Source organism: Corynebacterium tuberculostearicum, from assembly GCF_022347385.1.
In the GTDB taxonomy this organism is placed as follows: Bacteria; Actinomycetota; Actinomycetes; order Mycobacteriales; family Mycobacteriaceae; genus Corynebacterium; species Corynebacterium tuberculostearicum_M.
This window is the reverse complement of sequence record NZ_JAKRDT010000004.1, coordinates 105,794-128,925: the sequence shown is the minus strand read 5'-3', so window position 1 is coordinate 128,925 and position 23,132 is coordinate 105,794. Positions and strand designations below refer to the sequence as shown.

General features: G+C 58.7%; 16 protein-coding genes. 9 read left to right on the top strand and 7 right to left on the bottom strand.

Going from position 1 to position 23,132, the window contains the following annotated elements; all coding sequences use genetic code 11:
• Positions 1–4: 4 nt before the first annotated feature.
• The gene (locus MHK00_RS03640) at positions 5–754 is read right to left on the bottom strand and encodes a GntR family transcriptional regulator (protein ID WP_239191857.1); all 750 of its coding nucleotides are present in this window, start codon (positions 752–754) and stop codon (positions 5–7) included.
• Positions 755–819: 65 nt separating this feature from the next.
• Here MHK00_RS03640 and serS point away from each other — a divergent pair, with 65 nt between their 5' ends.
• The 6 genes from serS (at position 820) to MHK00_RS03610 (ending at position 8,905) form a co-directional block, all read left to right on the top strand.
• Positions 820–2,076 (top strand): serine--tRNA ligase, encoded by a 1,257-nt coding sequence (serS, locus tag MHK00_RS03635; protein ID WP_049359893.1) that lies wholly within the window; start codon positions 820–822, stop codon positions 2,074–2,076.
• Positions 2,077–2,099: 23 nt separating this feature from the next.
• Complete coding sequence (locus MHK00_RS03630; RefSeq protein ID WP_250410510.1) at positions 2,100–3,713, top strand: lysophospholipid acyltransferase family protein; 1,614 nt, start codon at positions 2,100–2,102, stop codon at positions 3,711–3,713.
• Positions 3,714–4,010: 297 nt separating this feature from the next.
• Complete coding sequence (locus MHK00_RS03625; protein WP_250410509.1) at positions 4,011–5,735, top strand: glycerol-3-phosphate dehydrogenase/oxidase; 1,725 nt, start codon at positions 4,011–4,013, stop codon at positions 5,733–5,735.
• 3 nt (positions 5,736–5,738) lie between these two features.
• Positions 5,739–6,476, top strand: coding sequence for an MIP/aquaporin family protein (locus tag MHK00_RS03620; protein ID WP_005327044.1), 738 nt, complete (start codon positions 5,739–5,741; stop codon positions 6,474–6,476).
• A 28-nt stretch (positions 6,477–6,504) separates the two neighbouring features.
• Entirely contained in the window at positions 6,505–8,052 is a 1,548-nt protein-coding gene (glpK, locus tag MHK00_RS03615; RefSeq protein WP_005327045.1) for a glycerol kinase GlpK, read from the top strand.
• A gap of 22 nt (positions 8,053–8,074) precedes the next feature.
• A complete protein-coding gene (locus MHK00_RS03610; protein ID WP_250410507.1) occupies positions 8,075–8,905 on the top strand; it encodes an HAD family hydrolase in 831 nt (276 codons plus the stop codon).
• Here MHK00_RS03610 and MHK00_RS03605 read toward each other — a convergent pair.
• Entirely contained in the window at positions 8,902–10,824 is a 1,923-nt protein-coding gene (locus MHK00_RS03605; protein WP_250410505.1) for an N-acetylmuramoyl-L-alanine amidase, read from the bottom strand. The two genes, MHK00_RS03610 and MHK00_RS03605, sit on opposite strands and share 4 nt — an antisense overlap.
• A 146-nt stretch (positions 10,825–10,970) precedes the next feature.
• Here MHK00_RS03605 and glf point away from each other — a divergent pair, with 146 nt between their 5' ends.
• Complete coding sequence (gene glf / locus MHK00_RS03600; RefSeq protein ID WP_250410504.1) at positions 10,971–12,167, top strand: UDP-galactopyranose mutase; 1,197 nt, start codon at positions 10,971–10,973, stop codon at positions 12,165–12,167.
• A 251-nt stretch (positions 12,168–12,418) separates the two neighbouring features.
• Here the strand turns inward: glf and MHK00_RS03595 are convergent, their stop codons facing one another.
• The 4 genes from MHK00_RS03595 to MHK00_RS03580 are packed head-to-tail and all read right to left on the bottom strand — an operon-like array spanning position 12,419 to position 20,548.
• Positions 12,419–15,637, bottom strand: coding sequence for a type I restriction endonuclease subunit R (locus MHK00_RS03595; RefSeq protein WP_250410502.1), 3,219 nt, complete (start codon positions 15,635–15,637; stop codon positions 12,419–12,421).
• Between the two features lie 36 nt (positions 15,638–15,673).
• Positions 15,674–16,870: a restriction endonuclease subunit S gene (locus MHK00_RS03590; protein ID WP_250410500.1), complete on the bottom strand. Its 1,197-nt coding sequence runs from the start codon at positions 16,868–16,870 to the stop codon at positions 15,674–15,676.
• On the bottom strand, positions 16,870–18,501 hold the full coding sequence (locus MHK00_RS03585; protein ID WP_250410498.1) for a class I SAM-dependent DNA methyltransferase: 1,632 nt from the start codon (positions 18,499–18,501) through the stop codon (positions 16,870–16,872). Before MHK00_RS03585 ends, MHK00_RS03590 begins: the two co-directional genes overlap by 1 nt.
• A 52-nt stretch (positions 18,502–18,553) precedes the next feature.
• Positions 18,554–20,548: a helix-turn-helix transcriptional regulator gene (locus MHK00_RS03580; RefSeq protein WP_250410497.1), complete on the bottom strand. Its 1,995-nt coding sequence runs from the start codon at positions 20,546–20,548 to the stop codon at positions 18,554–18,556.
• A 464-nt stretch (positions 20,549–21,012) separates the two neighbouring features.
• On the opposite strand from MHK00_RS03580, the gene MHK00_RS03575 reads away from it, so the two are divergent.
• Both MHK00_RS03575 and MHK00_RS03570 read left to right on the top strand, forming a co-directional pair.
• Entirely contained in the window at positions 21,013–21,213 is a 201-nt protein-coding gene (locus MHK00_RS03575; RefSeq protein ID WP_200288542.1) for a DEAD/DEAH box helicase, read from the top strand.
• Positions 21,214–21,278: 65 nt separating this feature from the next.
• Complete coding sequence (locus MHK00_RS03570) at positions 21,279–21,866, top strand: three-helix bundle dimerization domain-containing protein (protein WP_250410495.1); 588 nt, start codon at positions 21,279–21,281, stop codon at positions 21,864–21,866.
• On the opposite strand, the gene MHK00_RS03565 is transcribed toward MHK00_RS03570, so the two are convergent.
• On the bottom strand, positions 21,863–23,125 hold the full coding sequence (locus MHK00_RS03565) for a hypothetical protein (protein ID WP_250410493.1): 1,263 nt from the start codon (positions 23,123–23,125) through the stop codon (positions 21,863–21,865). The two genes, MHK00_RS03570 and MHK00_RS03565, sit on opposite strands and share 4 nt — an antisense overlap.
• Between the last annotated feature and the right edge of the window lie 7 nt (positions 23,126–23,132).

Here is a 23,132-nt window from a genome sequence, read left to right as displayed (position 1 = left end):
CTGGCTAGATACTGTTCTCCCTAGCCACCCGGGTAGTCAGCCGGTAGCGGTCGGTGCGGTAGACGGAGGAACACCACTCCACCGGCCTATCGCCCGAGCGGGAGTAGCGCACGATGTGCAGCAGTGGGGTGCCCACGGGGACGTCGAGAAGCGGAGCAGTGTCCGCATCGGCTGAAATCGCCGAGACCGTTTGATCCGCATCGGTGATGGGGATATCAAAGACGGAGTCGAGGATGGCGTAGACCGAATTGTAGGTGTCATTTTCTAGCAGGCTGGGCGCATACGTGGAGTTATACCAGCCGTCATCAATGGAGTAGGGCTCGCCATCGCCCAAGCGCAGGCGGCGCAGGTGAATATGTTCGGTTTGGGCAGGAGTATCAAAAAAGAGGGCGGCATCCTCCGGGGCGCTGCTGCGTCCGCTGGTAAGGATTTTGGAGGAGGCGGTGACGTCTTGTGCGCCCATCTCATCCGAGAATGAGGCCAGGTGGAGCCGGGAGACCAAGGGATTGGGCGCTACGAAGGTGCCCTTACCGCGGACGCGGCGCAATTTTCCGGCCGCGACAAGATCCCCGATGGCGCGGCGGACCGTGATTCGTGACACGCCATAGGTTTCTTCAAGAAGCCTCTCGCCGGGCAGGATATCGCCGGGTTTGAGGGTCGTGCGGCACAATTCTTCGAGGATATCGTGCAATTGGGTGTGTTTTGGAACGGGACCGTCCGTAATTGTGCGGGCGGGGAGCTGAACGGCGGACATAAAGCCATCATAATTCGCTGGTTATTACCACCGCAAGATGTTGTCAATACGCTAAACTTACATTCGTGATTGATCTCAAGCTACTCCGCGAAAACCCTGACGTTGTCCGTGCTTCCCAGGTGAACCGAGGTGAGGATCCCTCCCTCGTAGACCAGCTCTTGGAAGCTGATGAGCAGCGCCGCGCTGCTATCCAAAAGGCCGACGAACTGCGCTCTGAGCAGAAGGCTTTTGGTAAGAAGATCGGCCAAGCCTCCCCAGAGGAGCGTCCGGCACTGCTGGAGGGCTCCAATGAGCTGAAGGCTAAGGTCAAGGAGGCGGAAGAGGCACAGTCTGCCGCCGAGGCCAAGGTGGAAGAGCTACAGTACAAGCTCGATAACGTGGTCGAAGGTGCCCCGGCCGGCGGCGAAGATGACTTCGTAGTGGTCGAAGAAGTAGGCCAGATTCCTGAGTTCGACTTCGAGCCAAAGGACCACCTTGAGTTGGGCGAGTCCCTCGGTCTCATTGACGTCAAGCGCGGCGCTAAGGTAGGCGGCGCTCGTTTCTACTACCTCACTGGCGATGGCGCCTTCCTACAGCTGGGAATGCTGATGCTCGCGGCGCAGAAGGCGCGCGAAGCCGGTTTCAAGCTGATGATCCCGCCAGTTCTGGTTCGCCCAGACATTATGTCCGGCACCGGTTTCTTGGGCCAGCACTCCGATGAGGTTTATTACCTACCGGCCGATGATATGTACTTGGTAGGCACCTCTGAGGTGGCCCTTGCCGGTTACCACAAGGATGAGATCATCGACCTCTCCAATGGCCCGCTGCAGTATGCCGGCTGGTCCTCCTGCTTCCGCCGTGAGGCTGGCTCCCACGGTAAGGACACCCGCGGTATCCTGCGCGTCCACCAATTCGACAAGCTGGAAATGTTTGTCTACTGCAAGCCGGAAGACGCGGAAGAAATGCACCAGCGCCTTCTGTCCATGGAAAAGGACATGCTTGCAGCCATGGAACTGCCCTACCGCACCATCGACATCGCCGGTGGCGACCTCGGTTCTTCGGCGGCCCGCAAGTTCGACAATGAGGCTTGGGTTCCTACCCAAGGCACCTACCGTGAGCTGACCTCCACCTCGAACTGCACCACCTTCCAGGCTCGCCGCCTGTCCACTCGCTACCGCGACGAGAACGGCAAGACCCAGACCGCAGCTACCCTGAACGGCACGCTGGCGACTACCCGCTGGCTCGTCGCCATTCTGGAAAACCACCAGCAGGCCGACGGCTCCGTCGTTGTCCCTGAGGCCCTGCGCCCGTTCGTGGGCAAGGATGTCCTGACCCCGCAGTAAGTCCGCCGTCGTCCTGGAGAGTTATGAACGCTGCGACGAATTTCCTGTACCGCCAGATCACCCACATTGGCAGGGGGGTGACTCTGGCACAGGGATTAAAAATGCGCCTTTCGGGGGAAGAAAATATCCCCGATAAGGGCGGCGCGGTGTTGGTCTGCAACCACACCGGCTACATGGATTTCCTCTTCGGCGCCTTTTTGGCCTATCGCAAGAAGCGTCTGGTGCGCTTCTTGGCTAAGGCTGGAATCTTCAAAGCACCGGTGGCGGGTCCGTTGTTGAAGGCCATGCATCACGTGCCAGTTGACCGTATAGATGGCAGCGCCTCCTTCCGCCAAGCGGTACAGCTGGCCAAGGACGGCGAACTCGTGGGCGTGTTTTCTGAAGGCACAATTTCCCGCAGCTTTGAAATCCGCAGCATGAAAAGTGGCGCCTCCCGCATTGCCTATGAGGCGGGGGTGCCGGTAGTCCCACAGGTCATTTTTGGTTCGCAGCGCCTGTGGACCAAGGGACACAAAAAGAACCTGGGACGGACCAAGACCCCTGTCTTTATTACCGCCCTCGAACCGTACTATCCCACCGGCGATGCGGAGGCTGATACCGCGGAGATTCGACGCCGCATGCAAGAGGCATTGGAAGGGCTATGGGAACAGTACGAAGCCGAATTTGGACCCATGCCTGCCGGTGAATACTGGGTGCCCGCCCGTAAAGGTGGAGGGGCTCCTACCCTTGAAGAGGCAGAAGCTCGAGATGCTGAAGTAGAAACCGAGCGCCACCGCGTACGCCGGTTGCGCGACGATCTAGTGGGCCTCAAAGAACGCGTCTCGGTTACTACGGTTGACTTGGTGCGCAACCACATGGCCGCCGCCAAGGGAGCGGACGGGGAGGAGCCAAAGAATAAGGCGCGGACCGCCCCGGAGACCCTGGAGTGGATCAAGAACAACCTCAACGCCGTGGTAGAAGAGGCAACCCGCGGCTTGGATGAAGGTCGCGATAAGGTCGCGGATATCATGGCGCAGCTGAAGTCGGATGTGGCGCAAACCCAAGCGTCCATCACGGCCAGCAGTAAGGAGATATGGGCTGGTTCCGTAGCGGAGCAGGGCCTGTTGGCGGCAGCCACCCAATCCCGGCTTATCGTCTCGCGCTTGCCGCACCGCATGAAGGCGCAATTCTCTTCCATCCCCCGCGTGGTAGTGGCGCAGAGCAGCGCGCTGAATTGGGAAGATGGCGCGCTAACTCCGCGATTGCACAAGGCTTTGGCAGATATCTACCCGGCGGCCGAAGTCCTGATCGTGATATCACCCGCCGGTGAAGTGGAAGTTCCGCAAGCCGTGTGGAGCGTTGTCGTTGATGAGGACGCTGTGCAGCCGCGACTCGATACCGATGCACTGTCCGTCACTGCCGCGACTGCGGTACAAGGCGTGGAGCGCATCCTTGAGGATCTGCAAGCTAAACCGGAGGAGGCCCTGGTTTTTGCTAACGAGCCAGGAGATGAGGATTTCCTTGACCGGATGCCGGTGGTGGCTTTGGAAACTGCCCCTATCGAGGTGGTCAAAGGCGCTCAGGCGGTCACTTATTCTGCCGAGAAAGCCGGAATGTCCGAAGTGCTTGAAGCAATGGCGCGGTTAGCGCAGAAATAGCGAAGGATTTTCGTCCGCTTTGCACCCCCGCGAGGGGGTGGTTTTTCTTTTTGAATGTCTAAGTATTTTAAGAAAACTGACTGCTTACGGGCCTGAAAATTACGTGTGAGTAACCACATGTGTAACTCGCGTCCGTGACTCCTAACATAGATTTCAGGAGATAAAGTCTCTGCAGCCGCGGTGTGATACTTTCCACCGAAACCACAATTCACTGCTTTTGGCTGTGCTTTTGCCATCTCATTCATGGATTTATGGCGCAGGCACATGCAAGCACCAAGGAAGGAGATGCGGTCAGTAATGACCCAGCAAAGCAACCAATCCTTTAACCCCGAATACTTTGAAAATCTATGGAATGGGTACGCGGATGAGGACTACGACGTAGTCATCATCGGTGGCGGTTCCGTAGGCGCTGGTGCGGCAGCGGACGCCGCTACCCGCGGCCTCAAGACCGCCGTCATTGAGGCGCGCGACTTCGCCGCAGGTACCTCTTCTCGCTCCTCCAAGATGTTCCACGGTGGCCTGCGCTACCTGGCCATGTTTGACTTCCGCCTGGTGGCGGAGTCCCTCAAGGAGCGCGAGCTCAATATGTCCACCCTGGCACCCCACCTGGTTAAGCCGCTGAAGTTTATCTTCCCGCTGACCCACCACGTATGGGAGCGCGTGATGATGTTCGGTGGCTTTACTCTTTATGACCTCATGGGTGGCTCGAAGAGCGTGCCAATGCAAAAGCACCTCACCCGCAAGGGTGTGCTGAAGGTGACCCCGGGTCTGAAGGACGACGCCATTGTGGGCGGCGTGCGCTACTACGACACCTTGGTTGATGACGCCCGCCACACCATGACCGTGCTGCGTACCGCCGCCGAGTATGGTGCCGATGTGCGTACCAATACCGAGGTCATTGGCTTTGACAAGGACCGCGGCGGCCGCATCGTAGGCGCCAAGGTGCGCGATACCGCCACCGGCCGCGAGACCACCGTGCGCGGCAAGGTCTTTATCAACGCCACCGGTGTGTGGAATGACAAGATTCAAGAGATGGCCGGCGTGGAGGGCAAGTTCACCGTTCACGCCTCCAAGGGCGTGCACATCGTCGTGCCGAATGATGCGCTCGATGCAGAGGCAGCCCTGTGCTTCGTCACCGAAAAGTCCGTCCTCTTCGTGATCCCGTGGGGCGAGTACTGGATTATTGGTACCACCGATACCGATTGGGAAAAGGGTCTTTCCTTGCCAGATCCAGCACCAACCAAGTCCGATATTGACTACATCTTGGATCAGGTTAACCAGCGCGTTCGCCGCAAGATCACCCGCGATGACATCGTGGGCGTCTACTCCGGCCTGCGCCCGCTGCTGTCCGGCAAGTCCGATTCCACCACCAACCTTTCCCGCAACCACGCCGTCGCACGCGTGGCCCCAGGTATGGTCTCTGTCGCCGGCGGTAAGTACACCACGTACCGCGTCATCGGTAAGGATGCCGTGGACCTGGCGGTGAAGGAACTGGGTACCAAGGTCCCAGAGTCCATCACCGAGCAAACCCCGATCCTGGGCGCCGCCGGCTACCATGCCTTGGCCAACCAGGTCCCATCCTTGGCTCGTCGCTATAACCTGAGCGAGAAGTTCATTGAGCACCTGCTCGGCCGCTATGGCTCCCTGCTGGGTGAGGTTTTGGCACCAGCAGCAGAGGATGCCTCCCTGCTCGAGCCAGTTCCTGGTGCCGAGTCCTACCTGTGGGCCGAGGTCCGCTACGCCGTCACCCACGAGGGTGCATTGCACTTGGAAGACATCTTGTCCCGCCGCCTGCGCATCGCCATCGAGTACGGCGACCGCGGTGTGAATGCCGCCCCGGCCGTTGCTGATTTTGTAGCACCGCTGCTGGGCTGGAGCGACGCCGACAAGGAGCGCGAGGTATCCCAATTCAAGGCCCACACGCAGGCCGAACTTGAAGCAGAAGCTGCGGTAACTGACCGTGAGGCCAATGACATTTTGGTACGCGCAGGATCCGCCCGACCCACCCAAAACGAGGTATAAGTTATGACCGGATTTGATGCATTCCTGTGGGAGTTTATCGGCACTGCGTTGCTGCTCCTTCTAGGTAACGGCGTATGTGCGCTGGTAAACCTGCGCACCTCTGGCGCACGCGGTTCCGACTGGGTCGTTATCGCCCTGGGTTGGGGTATGGGTGTCTTCGTCGGTGCCAGTGTGGCCGATCCCACGGGCGGGCACCTTAACCCCGCCGTCACCGTAATGTTGGCCGTCAATGGCTCGCTCGAGTGGTCTCTGGTGCCGTACTACTTCCTGGGCCAGATCCTCGGCGCTATCCTCGGTGCCATCCTGGCATGGGCTGCCTTCAAGCAGCTTTTCGACGCCAATAATTACGACGACGCCGGAAACGTCACCGGCGCCAATAAGGACACCAACGGTATCTTCTTTACCAAGCCGGCACATCCTAAGAACGGCTGGAATGCGGTGACGGAGTTCATCGCCACCTGCGTGCTGTTGATGTTCATCGCCTTCGGCCCCACCGGCGGCGAGCTTGGCCCAATGAGCTACTTCGCTGTTGCTTTCGTTGTGGTGGCGGTCGGCCTGTCCCTTGGTACCCCTACGGGTTATGCCATCAATCCGGTCCGCGACCTGGGCCCGCGAATTGCTTATGCATTCATCTTGCCCATCCAGGACAAAGGCAGCGCGAACTGGGGCTATGCTTGGGTCCCCATCGTGGCCCCATTGGTCGCAGCCGTAGCCGTTGGACTGTTGTCCGTTGCGCTCTAATTTCATCTTCGTATAGGAGACTAGACACATGACTAACAAGAAATACGTCGCCGCTATCGACCAGGGAACCACGTCGACGCGCTGCATCATCTTTGACCACAACGGCGAGCAGGCTGCCGTTGGCCAGCTCGAGCACGAGCAGATCTTCCCGGAAAAGGGCTGGGTAGAACACGACCCAGAAGAAATCTGGAGCAATACCCGTCGCGCCGTCGGTGAAGCGCTTGCCAATGGCGACATCACCGTGGAAGACATTGACTCGGTGGGTATCACCAACCAGCGTGAGACGACCGTGGTGTGGGATAAGCACACCGGTAAGCCGGTCTACAACGCCATTGTCTGGCAAGATACCCGTACCACCGCCATCTGTAAGGAACTCTCGGGTGAGGAAGGACCGGAAAAGTGGCGCCGCCGCACCGGCCTGATTATCAACTCCTACCCGGCTGGTCCAAAGGTGAAGTGGATCCTCGATAACGTCGAAGGTGCTCGCGAGCGTGCCGAGGCAGGAGACCTGCTCTTCGGCACCATTGATAGCTGGCTGCTGTGGAACCTCACCGGCGGCGCCGAGGGCGATGCCGGCCACGAAGCGTTGCACGCCACCGACGTCACCAACGCCTCCCGCACCTTGCTGATGGACATCGAAAAGCTGGAGTGGGATGAGGAATTGTGTAAGGAAATGGGCATCCCGATGTCCATGCTGCCGGAGATTCGCCCGTCCCTGGGTGATTTCCGTACCGTGCGTGAGCGCGGCTCGCTTTCCGGCGTTCCTATCCGCGCCATCCTGGGTGACCAGCAGTCCGCGATGTTCGGCCAGGGTTGCTTCCGTGCAGGTTCCGCAAAGAATACCTACGGAACCGGCCTGTTCCTCCTGCTGAATACGGGTACCACCCCGAAGTTCTCCGAGAACGGCCTGCTGACCACCGTCTGCTTCCAGCGCGAGGGCGAGCGCCCCGTGTACGCCCTCGAGGGCTCTGTATCCATGGGCGGTTCCTTGGTGCAGTGGCTGCGCGATAACCTGCAGATCATCCCCAATGCTGCGTCCATCGAAAACCTCGCGCGCGAGGTTAAGGACAACGGCGGCGTTTATATCGTGCCGGCCTTCTCCGGCCTCTTCGCTCCGTACTGGCGCCCAGATGCCCGTGGCGTCATCGTGGGCCTGACTCGCTTTGCTAACCGCAAGCACTTGGCTCGCGCCGTGCTCGAATCCACCGCGTACCAGACGCGCGATGTTGCCGATGCCATGGTGGCGGACTCCGGCGTGGAGATTACCGAGCTGCGCGTGGATGGTGGCATGACCATGAATGAACTGCTGATGCAGTTCCAGTCCGATATCCTCGGCGTGGAAGTACACCGCCCGAAGAATATCGAGACCACCGCTACCGGTGCTGCCTTCGCGGCAGGCCTGGACCATGGCTTCTGGGATGACCTCAGCGTCTTGGGCAGCCAGGCCGGAGACATGAAGGTATTCAAGCCGAAGCGCGACAAGGAAGAGGTAGAGGGGCTCTACCGCGATTGGAAGCGCGCTATTAAGCGCTCCCTGGAGTGGGAGGATAACGAGGACGAGGACCTGAACTTCTAAGTCCTGACGTAAACTCGCGGGTATGGAGAATTTCCCAGCCCGCGCGCCTCGCCTCATCGCGAGCGATATTGACGGCACCCTGCTGGACCGCAACCACCGCGTCCCGCGTCGCAACCGTGACGCCGTGGCGCGGGCAGTCCAACAGGGTGCCTATTTTGCGCTTTCTACTGGCCGTCCGTTCCGCTGGATTGCCCCGGTGCTGGAGCAGCTGCCCGTGCGGCCGGTATGCGTGACCTCGAATGGCGCTGTGTTATATGACTCCGCGGAGGATCGGGTGATGTCTGCCCATGAGCTTTCGCCCGCCGCGTTGGCGGAAGTGGTGGACGTGGCCCAGACCGTACTGGGCACCGTAGGCTTTGGCGCGGAGCGGGCAGGGGGCTCGCTTGCCGACGCCGTCGAGGACCTCTTCGTAGTCGAGCGCCACTATTCCGAAAACGCCCTGTTTGAGGGCTTCGGCGTGGTCAGCATGGGCGAGCTAGTGGGGCAGCCGGCGGTAAAGTTCCTCATCCGCAACACGGACTACTCCGCCCCAGAGCTCTATGAGCTCATTGCGCCGCACATCGATCCGGAGCTTGCGCACCTGACCTATTCCATGCAGGAAGGAATCTTGGAGGTTGCCGCGCCCAATGTGACTAAGCGCCGCGGGGTGGAATGGCTGGCGGAGCACACCGGCGTCGCCCAGCAAGAGACTATTGCCTTTGGGGATATGCCCAACGATATAGAAATGCTGCAGTGGTCCGGCTGCGGCGTGGCCATGGAAAACGCCCACCCGGAGGTTAAGGCGGCCGCGGATGCGGTCACCGTGGCTAACCACCAGGCGGGCGTCGCTAAGGTGCTAGAGCGCTGGTTCTAGTCGGTGAAGATGTCTACCTTTTCCGTTTCGGTGTTGTAGACAATCTCGCCACCCTGGAACTTCACGCGGATTTCCTTGCCATTCTTTTCCTCGTTGGAGGTCGGCAGGCCGAGCTTGGAGGCATTATCGCCCTCGGACCACTTCTTGGCAATCTCGCCCGTCAGCGCCTTGGTGCCGGACTCCTTGGAGGAGAGCACCACGCCATTTTGGAAGAGCTGGTAGAGGATCTTGCCGCCGTCGGTAGTATCCGGGCCGCCGACTGCCAAGCCTAGGACTGGGCCGAAAGCGTTGAGGACGGAGGTCCAGGATTCCTTCAAGCCCTCGTTGTTGGAGACCTGGACAACCTTATTGACAATCTCCGGGATATCCCCGGTGGTCAAGTTGCCCGTCACCTTCCGATCGGTATCAGGCTTCTGCAGGCGCTCATTGGCGATGAGCACGCCGAAGACGGCGGCAGCGATGCCGGCAAGGGCGGAGATAGTGGAGACCGGTACCTCGACCTCGCCAAGCGAGGACATGATTTCTCCGCCCACCTGTTGCGGGGTCTTGGGGGTATTTGGTTGCGGGGTCTTGGGGGTATTTGGCTGTGGAGACTCTTGCCAGTTCAGGTCCGTGCTGTTCTTGCCGGACTTGATGGCATCCGCCTTGCGCTTGGTATTCTTTCGAATCTCGTCCCAGTGGCGCGTGGTGTACTGGCCCGGGCAAGCCGTGTAGTGGAAATCGTTGTGGCCCGCGAAGGCCGGCACGGTGGCCGTGGTTCCTGCAGGGAACTTGGAGCCGTTGAATCCGCCGGAGTACAAGCTGGCCTTGCCCATTGGATCGATGCCAGAAATAGCGGCCTTCCAGCCGGCAATCTCCGCCACGGAGTTGAGCATCTCGCGGGAAGGCTCGGTTTCCTCGTAGTTGCCAATCATGGAAATGCCCCAGTTATTAGAGTTGAAGCCACCCACGTGGGCACCCTGTACGGCCTTGTCCAAGCCGCCGTAGCGGCCTTCGTAGATGGTGCCGAATTTATCCACCAGCACGTTATAGCCGATATCGCACCAGCCCAGGGTCTGCGCATGGTAGTCGTAGGCACCGCGTACCTGTGCCGCCGCCTGCGCGCGGGTGTAGTTATTGGTACCCGCGGTGTGGTGCAGGGTCATGGCCTTGAGGCCATCGTCGTAGGTTGGCTCCTGGCAGCGCTTAGATTCGTCTGCTCCCCAGCCGGCGCGGGTGACTACCTTAGGCATGCCCGCGGTCTCCGCGGTGGGCTCGATGGCTTCGCCTTCTTGAGCGTTGCCGTCGATAAACACGGCGTCGAGATCCGCAACCTGGGTGCGCTCATCGGCCACGGGGGAGATATCGCCGACGTTGTACGCAAGCGGCGCGGGGCGGTTGGCATCAGCGCCCTTGGCGGCCTTGTCCAGGAGGGAGTCTTCCTTCTTGTCGAGGTTGGAACCGGTCACGAGGTCAACGTTGGCCATAGAAACCTGCACATCGTTGGTATCGCCCACGAAGATGAGTTCGGTGCCGTTCTTGCCCTCGGTGTAATTCATTGCATCCATGGGCAGCCACTCGCTCCAGGAACCGTCCTGCTGCTTGGAGCGGACGAAGGAGTTGATATCTCGCTTGCCCTCCCAGGTGACGGCGAACATGTTGAAGGTTTCGTCGCGGTGGAACTGCTTGACCGCGCGGCGGCTTTCGCCGTCGCCCTGAGCGGCTACGGCTGGGTCATCGACGACGATGGATTCGCCGTCACTGAAGCTAGAGGAGGATTTTTTGACCTCAATGGGACCGCCGTTGCTGGAGTCTTGGGTCTTGAGAACTTGCTGTCCGCCGAATGCGGCGGTCGCGGCGAGCGCGATGGAGGTGACCGCCGCGATGACGGGGGTGGACCATTTTGACCTGGTGGGTACTAGTCGACGTCGTTGTTGCACTGTTATCTCCCTAGGGTTGTGCAGCTGTAAAAACGGTTGCCAAAAGTTAAGAGTTGATAGTGATGGTATGTTTGTGACTTCTGTGAAATCTGTTGCGACACGCCGATGCGCCGTGTCAGCTGCCGTAGTGCAATAAAGTGGAGGCCATGACTTCTTATGACCTCATCGTTGTTGGCTCTGGATTTTTTGGTCTAACGGTTGCCGAGCGCGCCGCTAGCCAGCTGGATAAGAAGGTGCTCATTGTGGAGCGCCGCAATCACCTCGGCGGCAATGCCTACTCCGAGGCCGAACCCACCACCGGAATCGAGGTGCACAAGTACGGCGCGCACCTCTTCCACACCTCTAATAAGCGCGTGTGGGATTACTGCAATAAGTTCACCGATTTCACCGACTACCAGCACCGCGTCTTTGCCATGCACGATGGCACCGCCTACCAATTCCCGATGGGCCTGGGTCTTATCAACCAGTTCTTCGGCCGTTACTACTCCCCGGATGAGGCTCGCCAGCTCATTAAGGATCAGGCCGGCGAATTCTCCCCGGAAGAGGCGCAAAACCTGGAGGAGAAGGCCATCTCGCTCATCGGTCGCCCGCTGTATGAGGCCTTCATCCGCGATTACACCGCAAAGCAGTGGCAGACCGATCCGAAGGAGCTGCCGGCCGCGAATATCACCCGCCTGCCGGTGCGCTATACCTTCAATAACCGCTACTTCAACGATACGTATGAGGGCCTGCCTGTCGACGGCTACGCCGCCTGGCTAGAGAATATGGCCGACCACGACAATATTGAGGTCCGCCTGGATACCGATTGGTTCGAGGTGCGCGAAGAGCTGCGCGCCGAGTCTCCAGATGCGCCCGTGGTCTACACCGGCCCACTGGATCGCTACTTTGATTTTGCCGAGGGCGAGCTGGGCTGGCGCACCCTCGACTTTGACATGGAGGTGCTCGACACCGGCGACTTCCAGGGAACCCCAGTGATGAACTACAACGATGCGGACGTGGACTACACCCGCATCCATGAGTTTCGCCACTTCCACCCGGAGCGCAAGGATAAGTACCCGAAGGATAAGACGGTCATCATGAAGGAGTATTCGCGCTTTGCCGATAAGGGCGATGAGCCGTACTACCCAATCAATACCCCTGAGGACCGCACCAAGCTGGAGGCCTACCGTAAGCTCGCCGCCCAGGAGTCGAAGGATAATAAGGTTCTCTTCGGCGGCCGCCTGGGCACCTACCAGTACCTCGACATGCACATGGCCATTGCCTCCGCGCTGAGCATGTTCGACAACAAGCTGGCTCCGTTCTGGAACGAGGGTAAGGCGCTTGAGCAGGAGCGCGGCCACTAAGCCGAACTCCGTCAACAGAACACTCAACACACCACCCAACACACCACACTATGGAGTGCGGGTGGTGTGTTGTGTAGTGTCGCGCAGACCGGGAAAGTATGATTGACCTGCGAAATCATCCCGTACTGTGAGAATTTCGGACGAGGGACACGTGCGAACACTACACAACACACCACAGTGTGTGTAGTGTTTGAGGGTGTTCAGGAGCGTTGAGCGCTAACAGGGGCAGGTCCGCGCTATCGGCTGCAGGGCTAACCACGGTGTTCAACGTCACCTTGTTCGCGCGCCGCCGCTGAATACCTTGGCGCGAATTTCTCCATCTGTTCAAGCACGAGCTTGATGGCCTCCGGCGCCTTGTCCGGTGGATATTTGTAGTCGCGTAGCAACCTGCGGACCGAGCGGCGTAGTTTCGCGCGTACGTCATCGCGTACTGTCCAGTCGGTCTTTGCATCGCGACGCAGCATGGAAACGAGCTGGCGTGCGATTTCAGCAAGAACTTCGTCGTCCATGAGCTCGGTTGCGGATTCGTTTGTCGACACCGCGTCGAAGAAGGTGAGCTCGTCATTGCCTAGTGGCGGGGTGAATTGTTCACCGCGTTTGCTTTCCTTGACAATCTCCTTGGACAGGCGGATGAGTTCGGCGATGATTTCAGCGGCCGTAAGCTGCTGATTGGTGTACCGATTCATCAGCTCGGTGATCCGCTCGGAGAACTGCTTGGAGCGCAGCTCGTTGTTTCCTGTGGCGGTGCGGGCTTCCTGCTGAAGCTGGCGGCGCAACGCATCGATGAGCAACGAGACCTCAGAGGGGGATTGTTTGTCCTTGAACAGGTCGACGGTGAGATCCTGCAAGTTCGGAATCTCAATCCCGGCCTGGCGGTAGATGTCGATGACACCGGTGGCCTCAGCCGAATCAACGACCAGCTTGCCTAGGGTGTTACGGATGGAGTCACTAATCGGCTCTCCGTTGGCGACACGGTCGCCTGCATCGAGCTTGATGAGCCAGTTCTTGACCTCGGAATAGAACTGCACGCTCGGACGGAATTCATCGGCGGCAGGGCTGTTGGACGCAAGCGCCCATGCACGCGCGAGCCTTCCAGCCTGACGCTTGAACTCATCAGCGACGGGACGCGCGTTTGGCTTCTCGGGGTCGTAGTTGCCTTCGGTTCTTGGATTGCGAAGGAAACCAGTGACGTCGAGCAAAGCGCGGCGAAGGTTGGCGTCATCGATGAAAGCGGTGTTCTTCCATTCGATTCCCACAATGTCGTCGAGACGAGCCAGGAATCCCTTCGCCAGATTGAGCGCTTCTTCGACGTCCTGTCCCGTGACCTTCGTGCCGTCGTCGGAGGGGTTGAGTGTGAACTCAGCCAGCGCCTTCTCCAGGTTTTCGACCAGCGGAGCATAGGCGACAAGGAGGCCATCCTGCTTGTCGCGGAACGTGCGGTTGACGCGGGCGAGGGTCTGCATGAGCAGTGCACTCTTGAGTGAACGGTCAATGTAGAGCGTGTGTAGCGGCGGTGCGTCGAAGCCGGTGAGCATCATGGACTGAACGATGGCGATTTCCAGCTCGTCGTCGACATCCTTGATGCGGTTCTTCACTGCCTTGAGCGCGCTCGGGCGGCGCATATGGACCTTGAGTTCATCCGGGTCGGACGGCGCGGCAGAGTAGATGACCTTGATTTTTCCCTTGTCATCGGCATCCGAATGCCACTCAGGCCGTAGCGCCACGATCTTGGAGTAAAGGCGTGCTGCAATGGAGCGCGTCGCGGTGACAATCATCGCTTTTCCCGGAGCGCCGATGAATTCCCGCATATTTTCGCGGCGGTCTTCCCAGTGGCGAACAAAGTCCTCAGCGAGCGCATCCAAGCGGTCGTCGGAACCGTAAATGATTTCCAACGCTGCGACGGAGCGCTGAATCCGGTCGCGCTCCACCTCGTCGAGACCCGTAAGTACTTCCTCGGCAGAGTCATCAATATCGTCATCCGTGATTCCAGCAATGCGCTTGAGCGGGATGAGGCGTGGCTCGAAGTAGACGGGCACCACGGCACCGTCCTCGACGGCGCGGTTCATGTCGTAGACATCTACGTCGTCACCGAAGACCTTGCGCGTATCGCGGTCCCACTCCTTGAGCGGGGTACCGGTAAACGCCAGCATGGAGGCATTCGGCAGCGCATTGCGTAGGTGCTGTGCGTAACCGTCAGCCGCGGTATCGCCAAAGCCATAGTGGGAACGGTGTGCCTCGTCGACGATGACCACGATGTTGCTCCGGTCAGAGAGCGACGGGTGCTCGGTCTCACGCAACTCACCCTGGCCGTTCAAGCCAAACTTCTGGAGCGTCGAGAAGTAGATGCCGCCGGAAGTTTTCTGCGACAGCAGCTCACGTAATTCAGCACGCGACTCGATATTGCGCGGTGCCTCCGGAAGGATGGTGGACCGGTTGAAGGTCTCGAAGAGCTGCTCATCTAGCTCCGTACGGTCATTGAGCACGATGACAGTCGGGCTGAGCATCTCCGGCCGACGCATAATCTTGGCGGTGTAGAGCTCCATCTCCATGGACTTGCCGGCACCCGTTGTATGCCAGATGACGCCAGCGCGCTTGTCGCCGCGCGCCGCCGTGATCGTGGAACCCACAGCCTTGGTCACCGCGAAGTACTGGTGCGGCTTCGCGATGCGCATGACCAGGCCTTCGGCGGTGTCATCGAACGCCGTGAAGTCGCTGTAGAGTTGTCCAAAACGCTCCACATTAAACAGACCATCAAGCAACAGATCCAGCTGCGTGACCGGCTCGCCGGCCACAACCATGTTGTTGGGGTCTACCGGGCTGCCGTCCTCATCCACATTCCACGGCGCAAAGTGGTTCCACGGAGTAAACGGCGTACCGTACTTCGCGCTGAGGTCATCCGAAGGAATCACAATATTGGCAAAGCGGAAGGCCATGCCGAATTCCTTGACGTAGGTCTGCAGCTGGTTGTACGCGCCCTCGACGGAGGTATTCGCGCCCGTCTTCTTCAGCTCAATAAACGCCAGCGGCATGCCGTTGACGTAGCAGACCACATCGAAGCGACGCTCTCCATCGAGGTTCGCAATGGTGACCTGGTTGAGCGACAAGTAGTCGTTCTTGTGCGGCTGCGAAGATAGGAAATAGATGGTGGGGTTCTGAACGTTGCCCTCGTGGTCGATGTACTCGATACCGCGATAGCCTTCCACCAGAATCTGGTGAATGCGCCGGTTCTCTGCAATCGCAGACTGTGATTTCGGCGTGATGACCTCACCAATCGCCTGGTCAAGGTACTCCTCCGGTACGCCCGGGTTGAGGTTGCGCACGGCATTGCGCAGACGCCCGCGCAGCACGATGTCATTCCAGGTGTCGCGCTCGCCGGAGCCCGGCGCAAAGTCCGGGCCATGCCCAGACACCCATTCCAGTTCCGCCAGGTGGTCCTGAACAATGAGCTCGAGGGATTCTTCGCTCAGCATGAGCTTCTCCTTAGTGGTTGTAGGGATAGGGGTTGCTTAGCTTTCCGACGCCGTCGTGCCCGCAACGTCCGCAGCCTCTTCCGCTTCACCGACCGTGATACGGCCGCTCATGAGGAGGGGAAGGAGCTCGTCGCGGGTGCGGGCGAGGACTTGGTTTTCATTTCGAAGCGCCGTAGCCTTCTTGAGGAGCGCGTCTGCGAGCTGCCTGTACTCTGTCAAAGCGCTTTCGGAAAGCCAAGGAACCGCAATTTCCTTGAGGTCGTCGGCTGCAATCCGTTGACGTCCAGAGGTGCCGGTAAGTGCTTTATACCCAAATCCTCGGAACTCAGGACTAGCGATAATGGCATGGATCGCAGCGGCAGGGATGCCTTCCTTGGGACGGAAAACGATGTACTCGGTAGAGCCCATTCCCACTTCGTCATCCTCCAGGAAGTCGACAATTGCCATCTTGCCGTTCTCAAAACACGGGGTGATGCGCGCGAGAAGGACGTCACCGTTCCTGAACTTGGTGCCTCCCTTGGTCTCGCGCTTTCCCCAGCGGTCCACAATCAATCCGTACTCCGGAAGATCCTTCATCTCCAGGAAGCTACATTCATCGCTTTGCGGCTTTGACGTGCGGGGATTGACGTCGGCGATACTGGAAATCGGCTCAGTAGAACTAACTTCGGTGTTGGTGATGGCATGCCACTGAGCATGCAGCAGCTCCTGAATCTTGTGAATCGCTAACTGGTTAGCGGCGATTTTGTCGTCGAGTGCTCTTAAGACGGACGCGATCTTTTGTTGTTCGCGTATTTCAGGCAAAGAGAACTGGAAGTCCATCATTGCCGCAGCACTGAGATTCGGTTGTGCCGACTTGGAGTGAGCGTTGGCAAAAATAAACTGCTTCCATGCTGGGGAATTCAATACATATGAAACAAAGACTGGGTCGACGTCTGGGGTCCTTGTTCTGAATCGCACTAGATAAGAAGCGAAGACTGTTGGCTCGGTACCTCTAAAGAGATGGCTAGCCCCCACGGTTGCACCTGTTCTGGCTACAACGATGTCATTTTGTTTAAGTAGCTTTTTTCTCCGATCTTCGTCATCGATGTCGATGAAAGGTACACCGGAATAGTCAGTGAAGTTAACTATGTCAGTGATACGAAGGAAATGGGTGCCTGTAGGCTGTTCGGTCGCACTGGCGGTGACTCCGTAGTCAGACTCGCATACTTCTTTTAGCGAAACGATTTTTTTCATTACTTCAACCTCCCCAGCTGTTCGCGCACGACCTGATCGAGGTGGGCGGCGTCGTCAAGCGCGGCGGTGAGCTCGCCGGTGAGGCGGGTAATTTTCTCGTCGATGGGTTCGTCGTCTTCTTCGGCCTCGGCGAAACCAACGTAGCGGCCGGAGGTCATGGCGAAGTCGGCGTCGCGGATGTCGTCGAGGGAGGCGGACTTACAGAAACCAGCAATGTCTTCGTAAGCCTCGCCCTCAGGTGCGGAGGTGCGGCCGCGCCAGAGGCGGTAGGTGTTCGCAATCTTTTGGATGTCTTCGTTGCTGAAGGTGCGCTCAGTGCGGTCAATCATGTGGCCGAGCTCGCGGGCATCGATGAAAAGCACCTGGTTGGTGCGGTCAATGGTGCCCTTGGAGCCAGCCTTCTTGTCCTTGGCGAAGAACCAGACACAGACCGGAATCTGCGTGCCGCGGAAGAGCTGCGCAGGAAGAGCGATGACGCAGGAAACGATGTCGTCTTCGACCATGGCCTTGCGAATATCGCCTTCACCGGAGGAGTTCGACGTCATCGTGCCATTGGCCATGACGACGCCGGCCTCACCCTGAGAAGTGAGCTTGGAGATAATGTGCTGCATCCACGCGAAGTTTGCATTGCGCTTGGGTGGAACGCCGTATTTCCAGCGGGTGTCTTCCTCGTTGCGCGACCAATCCTTGATGTTGAACGGTGGGTTGGCCATGACGTAGTCCATCTTTTTATCCGGATGGATGTCGCGGGCGAAGGTGTCGGCCCAGCGCTCACCCAAGCCAGCAGAGCTAATGGCGTGGATGGCCAAGTTCATCTTGGCCATGCGCCAGGTGCGCTCATTAAGCTCCTGACCGTAGATGGCCAGAGCAGTGCGGTCCTTTTCCGTGGTTTCGAGGAACTTCTCAGCCTGCACGAACATGCCGCCTGAACCACAGCACGGGTCGTAGACGCGACCCTGGGTCGGCTCCAGGATTTCCACGAGAGTGCGGACGACGGGACGCGGGGTGTAGAACTCACCGCCACGCTTGCCCTCAGCACGAGCGAACTTCTCCAGGAAGTATTCATAGACCTCACCCAGCAAATCGCGAGCACGCTCGGGACCCTCCGCGGTGAAACGCGTGGTGCTGAACAAGTCGATGAGTTCGCCCAACCGACGCTGGTCAACGCTATCCGAGGCGAAGTTCGTGGGCAGGGTACCTAATAGCGACTCATTGTCCAGCATGAGCTGCTTCATCGCGTTATCGATGAGCTTGCCAATGGACTGGTACTCCTGGCCGGCGTCGGCCGTCTTGCCCTTCGAGTTGTCGCGCAGGAAGGTCCAACGAGCGATGCGGTCCACCCAGAAAACGTTCTTCTCACGGTAAGCGTCGATATCCTCCAGGTCTTCCTGGATGTACTCTTCGCTATCGCCGTGCTCCTCGCCTTCGGCACGCAGCTCCGCGCGCCGGGCATCGAAAGCATCAGTGACGTATTTGAGGAACACCAGTCCTAGGACGATGTCCTTGTACTGGGATGCGTCCATGGAACCGCGCAGCTTGTCTGCTGCCTTCCATAAAGTGTCCTTGAGCTCTTTGAGGGTGGTGGCGGAGGCAGACTCTACGTTCTGCACATCCTTGACTGAGTTAGTCATTTTTCTCCTTACATATAACGGTGTTTGTGCGTTTGAATGTTGAACTCTGTTATTAGCCTGGCGGGGATTGTGCACGAGATTCAGCGATGGTGACAGCACCGGTACCTATCGAAATAGTGAGGTTGTGCCGTAGAACATCGATGCTCCTTAGCTGCTCAACCAACTGGCGACGCCGTGCGCCGAGCTGTTGCTCGACTGTGCTGAGGTCTTCCGCATTCTTGCGAGGCAATACGGGGAAGTACACCGATGCCAACTCGGAGGAGACAGCTTCGTTAATAGCCTTCTCTACGAGGTAGGGAAGGCAGACCTGTTCCAAGGGAGTGTGGCTGCGTCCACGGAAGGTGCGGCATCGTAGTGCTTGAGCCGGTGCAGTGACTAGCTTGCCGCCTTCCTCATCGATGAGCGCGCGTGGTCTTGGGTTCTTGATGAAGACCACGTCCCCTGGTTCTGTGAGGGTGCCGCGCGGTGCAATGTCTTCCAGCCGGAGACGATCGATGCAACGTGCGCCCTGTGGAATGCTCCCCAGAATTTCGGGTTCACCGATGAGTTCCAGTTTTGCTACTGCTTCAGGGGCGAGATCATGTTCGGCAATGCGGGATCCGCTGAGTTTCTGCAGTACCCCAGTGCGAGCGTTGGTCGCGGCCTTCCACGGTAGGTACTCAAGGCGCGTTGCCCCCGATTCAGCGCGCATACCAATCTTTGGCTGCGCGTCCTCCAGCCCTGCTGAACTGATGTCTAATCCTGCTTGATGCGCGGTATGCATGAGATCGGCGGCGGAGGACGTCGACGTAGAAGAAAAGACCGAGTCATCGAGAGAATGAGTACGACTGCGCCAGGCATCAGCGGCGCGAAGAATACGACCGCGGACAAAGGCGTGCTTGCGTGCTTCATCCGGTGTGGTGAGCATGGTTGCCCAGTCTGAGACGAGACCGGGTCTCTTAAGGTCCGGCACGTCAGCGATAACCACAGCAGCATCGGCAGGGTTGCCTATGGCCTCGCGATTAGGGCGCTTGAGAATCCATAGTGCGCCCTGCTGCTGTCCGCGGTCCGGAAAAATACCTCGGGGCAGCCGTGCGCTGTAACGCAGCGGTGCAATTGCGCCGGTTTCGGTCGGTGCGAGGAACCGCCGTCGGACGACCTGCGCTAAAGAGTCCTCGATAAGCATGTCTGCGGTGGAAATGCAGAACATTGCGCCGTGCTCGTCCAAGTTGTCGAGCAAGTCTTGGAGGTGCTCGAAGTATTCGGGCGCATTCTTGAGAAGGGAAGGAGCAGCGTGGACGATAAGAGAATTCGCTGGGATCTCCTCGCTAGCGTCGATGAATTCCACGTTTCGGCACGCTAGTTCGGCCCAATAGAGAGAACCTGGTGCGCAGTCCTTTCGATATCCGATGTTGAGCGCCAGAGTTTCTTCGAGTTCCCGGGCGAGTCCAGTGACGAAACCTAGGCTGTATTCATCAGTAGGGATGATAGGTGGAGTTGGGTTCTCTAACGTGAGGGCTTCCGATACTGCTTGCATAGCGCGGGAAGTAAATCGGGAAGAGAGTGTGACCTGGCGCTGAGCACTGAGGTCATCTGCAAGACGGGCGAGCGCGGCCGCGGGCCCGAAAGCTGCCTCGGCTACCTGCTCTGCTGCTTTTGCGATATCAGCTTCAGGGGCATCAGAAGGAATGTTGTCTGCTGCGCGCTGGTACGCCGCGGTAAGAGAGTCGATTACTGCAGCAGAGGGCGAAAAATCCTGAGGGGAGAGAGCCGTGTTGCAGTTCAAAAGGCCCAAGGCCGCGCGTGCCGGATTGCGGAGCAGCATTCGGTAGAGCGAAGAATAGAAGAGGGCATCTTTAACGGCTGTGTCGCGGCGGCCGAGCTTGGTTTCTTGCAGCCAGTCTTGAATTTCGGTGATGGCGTAGTAGGGGTGGCCATCATGTTCTCCGTAAGGGGAGGGGAAGGGCACGTTGGATTCTGAGTTAAAGCGCTGAATCCACTCGTTGACCGCGGGGCGCGTAACGCCGGTCAGCCGGGCGACATCGGCGAGTGTCAGTGTTGCGGTCACTTGAGGCCTCCTTTCATGGGGTAGTGATGGGGAATAAGGGCGAGCGGTCATTGCTGATTGCTCTGTCCACTACGTTAAAGGAACTCGAGTGAAGTAAACAGCTTTTAGTATGGTAATCGTCCTGAAGGGGGCTTAAGGCTGGTTAATTAATACTAAAAAGTGTTGCCCGAGAGTGGTTTGGGTTTCGTGGGGATCGGGCTTCAAAAGCGCATGACTTGCTGACGTGTTCGGTCAGATCCGGTGCTAAAGCGGGGGATTGATGTGCACTTTGTGGCCGATTTCCTGCTTGTAAACGTGTTGGCTCGGGCTGTCTGTCGATGTCGACATGTGCATGGCTATCGTTTCCGCGCTGAGCATGTTCGACATCAAGCTGGCTCCGTTCTGGAACGAGGGCAAGGCCATTGAGCAGGAGCGTGGCCACTAAGCGCTATACTTAATCACCTCTGAGGAAAGGAGGTGACGGCATGGCTGACCGCCGCATGTGGAAAATGTCGCCGGAGCGGCTGCAGGAGCACCTGAAATTGCGTAGCCGCGCATCGCGAATTCCCGATAAAAAGAAAGAACAGTCCAAGAAGGCCTGCCGGAACACCCGGCGGGCCTTTCCGCTTTCTTGGTGCAGAAAACTATTGGGTTATTCCCAACCGTTTGACTTAACCCAACGTTAACTATTAAAGTTAACGACAGGTTAACAATTAGCAAACGGGACAATAATCCGAGAAAGGGGATAACAATGAACCAGTTTGAAACCCTGCGCCAGGATCTGCACGAGAACTACGGCCACGAGTACACGGCCGCGGAAATCGATGCCAAGCTCGATGAGGTTATTGCCAAGCACACCAAGAAGGCGGAGCTCGAGGAATTCGTGCCGCTTTTGGTGGAGCGTGAGGTGCGCAACTACTTCGGTGCTCACCGCCTGCACGTTCGCTTTGCCGCCGGTACCAATAATGCGCTGGCCCAAGCCGCAGCGGAACTGACCCGCAAGCACGCCGGCGAAGCCCTCTTTGTAGATACCGCCGTTGCTCACCCAGAAACCGAAGCGGAAGGCCACCTTGCCCACGTCATGAACGAGCGTGGCATGGGTGAGGCCCCGAATAAGTACCTCGACGAGGTGCGCACGGTAGCGATGCCGGATTACATCGTGTTCTTGGGCCGCGAGGTAGAGCGCGATGAGGCGGGCAAGGACATCAAGATTTGGGATATTCCTTCCGCGGATACCGTGGAGCAGGCGCGCGAATTGGCCGATGACCTCGAAGCCCGCGTGCTCTACATGCTCAATAAGCTGGGCATCGATCCGGTAACCGAGCCGGTCAACGCCTAGAAGCGATAGGGGTCGGGCAGCTGGGAGGAGACGTTATTATTAGCCACCCAGAAGCCCGCAAACCTATAGGGCATGTAGTGCGTGCCCATACCGGGGCGCCATTCCGGCGTGCCCAACAGTGGGGGAGTTTTGCGGTCGCGCTGCGGATATAGCCGTTCTGGCAGCGCGCCCACCATGGGGTGATAGTCCTCGAGGACGCGAGCGAAGGCGGAATCGAAGTCTTCCCGCGACAAATCCTGGGACAGGTCGCTAATGCGCTGCGTTATCTGGCGCAAGCTGGCGTTGTCGGGCTGGCGAGAGAGGGCCGCTTGGGCGTCGCCAAGCAGCCATTGCACCTCGCCCGCGCGCACCGCAGTATCGCCGTCGCAGAAACTTTCCAGAGAATCTATCTGCGCTGCGGCCGTATTGATCTGCTTGAGCGCTTTGTAGGCCTCCTTGATGGAGGCAGCGTGAAGCGAATAGTCTTGGATGTCCTCCAGCGCCTTGAGCGTCGGCCGCGCATCAGTGTACTGATTGACCAGAGAGCGCCACTGTACCTTCAGGTAGTCGCCCGCCAAAGGGGAATGCAGGGCGTCAATCCGTGTCTCCGTGCGCTTGATGAGCTCCTCAGCCCCGTCGCGAGCGCCCTTAATATAATCGTAGCGCGTGCGCACTCGGGCGCGGCGGATGAACAAGTAGGAAATGAGGCCAACCGCGCCCAGAACCACGAGCACCATAGTGGCTGCGATGAATAAGGACCACGTGGGCACATCCTGCGTATATTGCCGGCGCACGGTGGTATCCGCGGCGGCACGCGTCGCTAGGATCATGCCGACGGTATAGTCATCGTCCGCCAGCGCCGGCCGCATCTGGTCCAAGATGCCGTCCATGCGGCCTTCGTCATAAATCTTGATGTCCTGGCACACCTCTGTGCCGCAGTGCACGGCCATACTATTGGGCTCAAAACCTACCGCGATGACGAGCACATTTTTCTGTAGCCCACTTCCGCTGATGAACTGTGGATGCTCGCGTTCCAAGTCATGGAACAGGGTGCGGGAAAATTCCTCGCCCGAATTCGGGTACGTAGCGTAGAGGACCTCGTGCACGGAATCCGGCAAATGCATGGACTGGGCTTGCGATTTGATGGCCTCTTCGTCCGAAGTGCTAAGGATTTGGGCGTGGTCCAGAAACTCCACCGCGGGCTTTTCCTCTGCGATAGCGGCGGGCGCGCTGGCTACAGCGAGAAGACCCACTGCTGCCGCGCAAGGAACCCATCTCATGATGTTC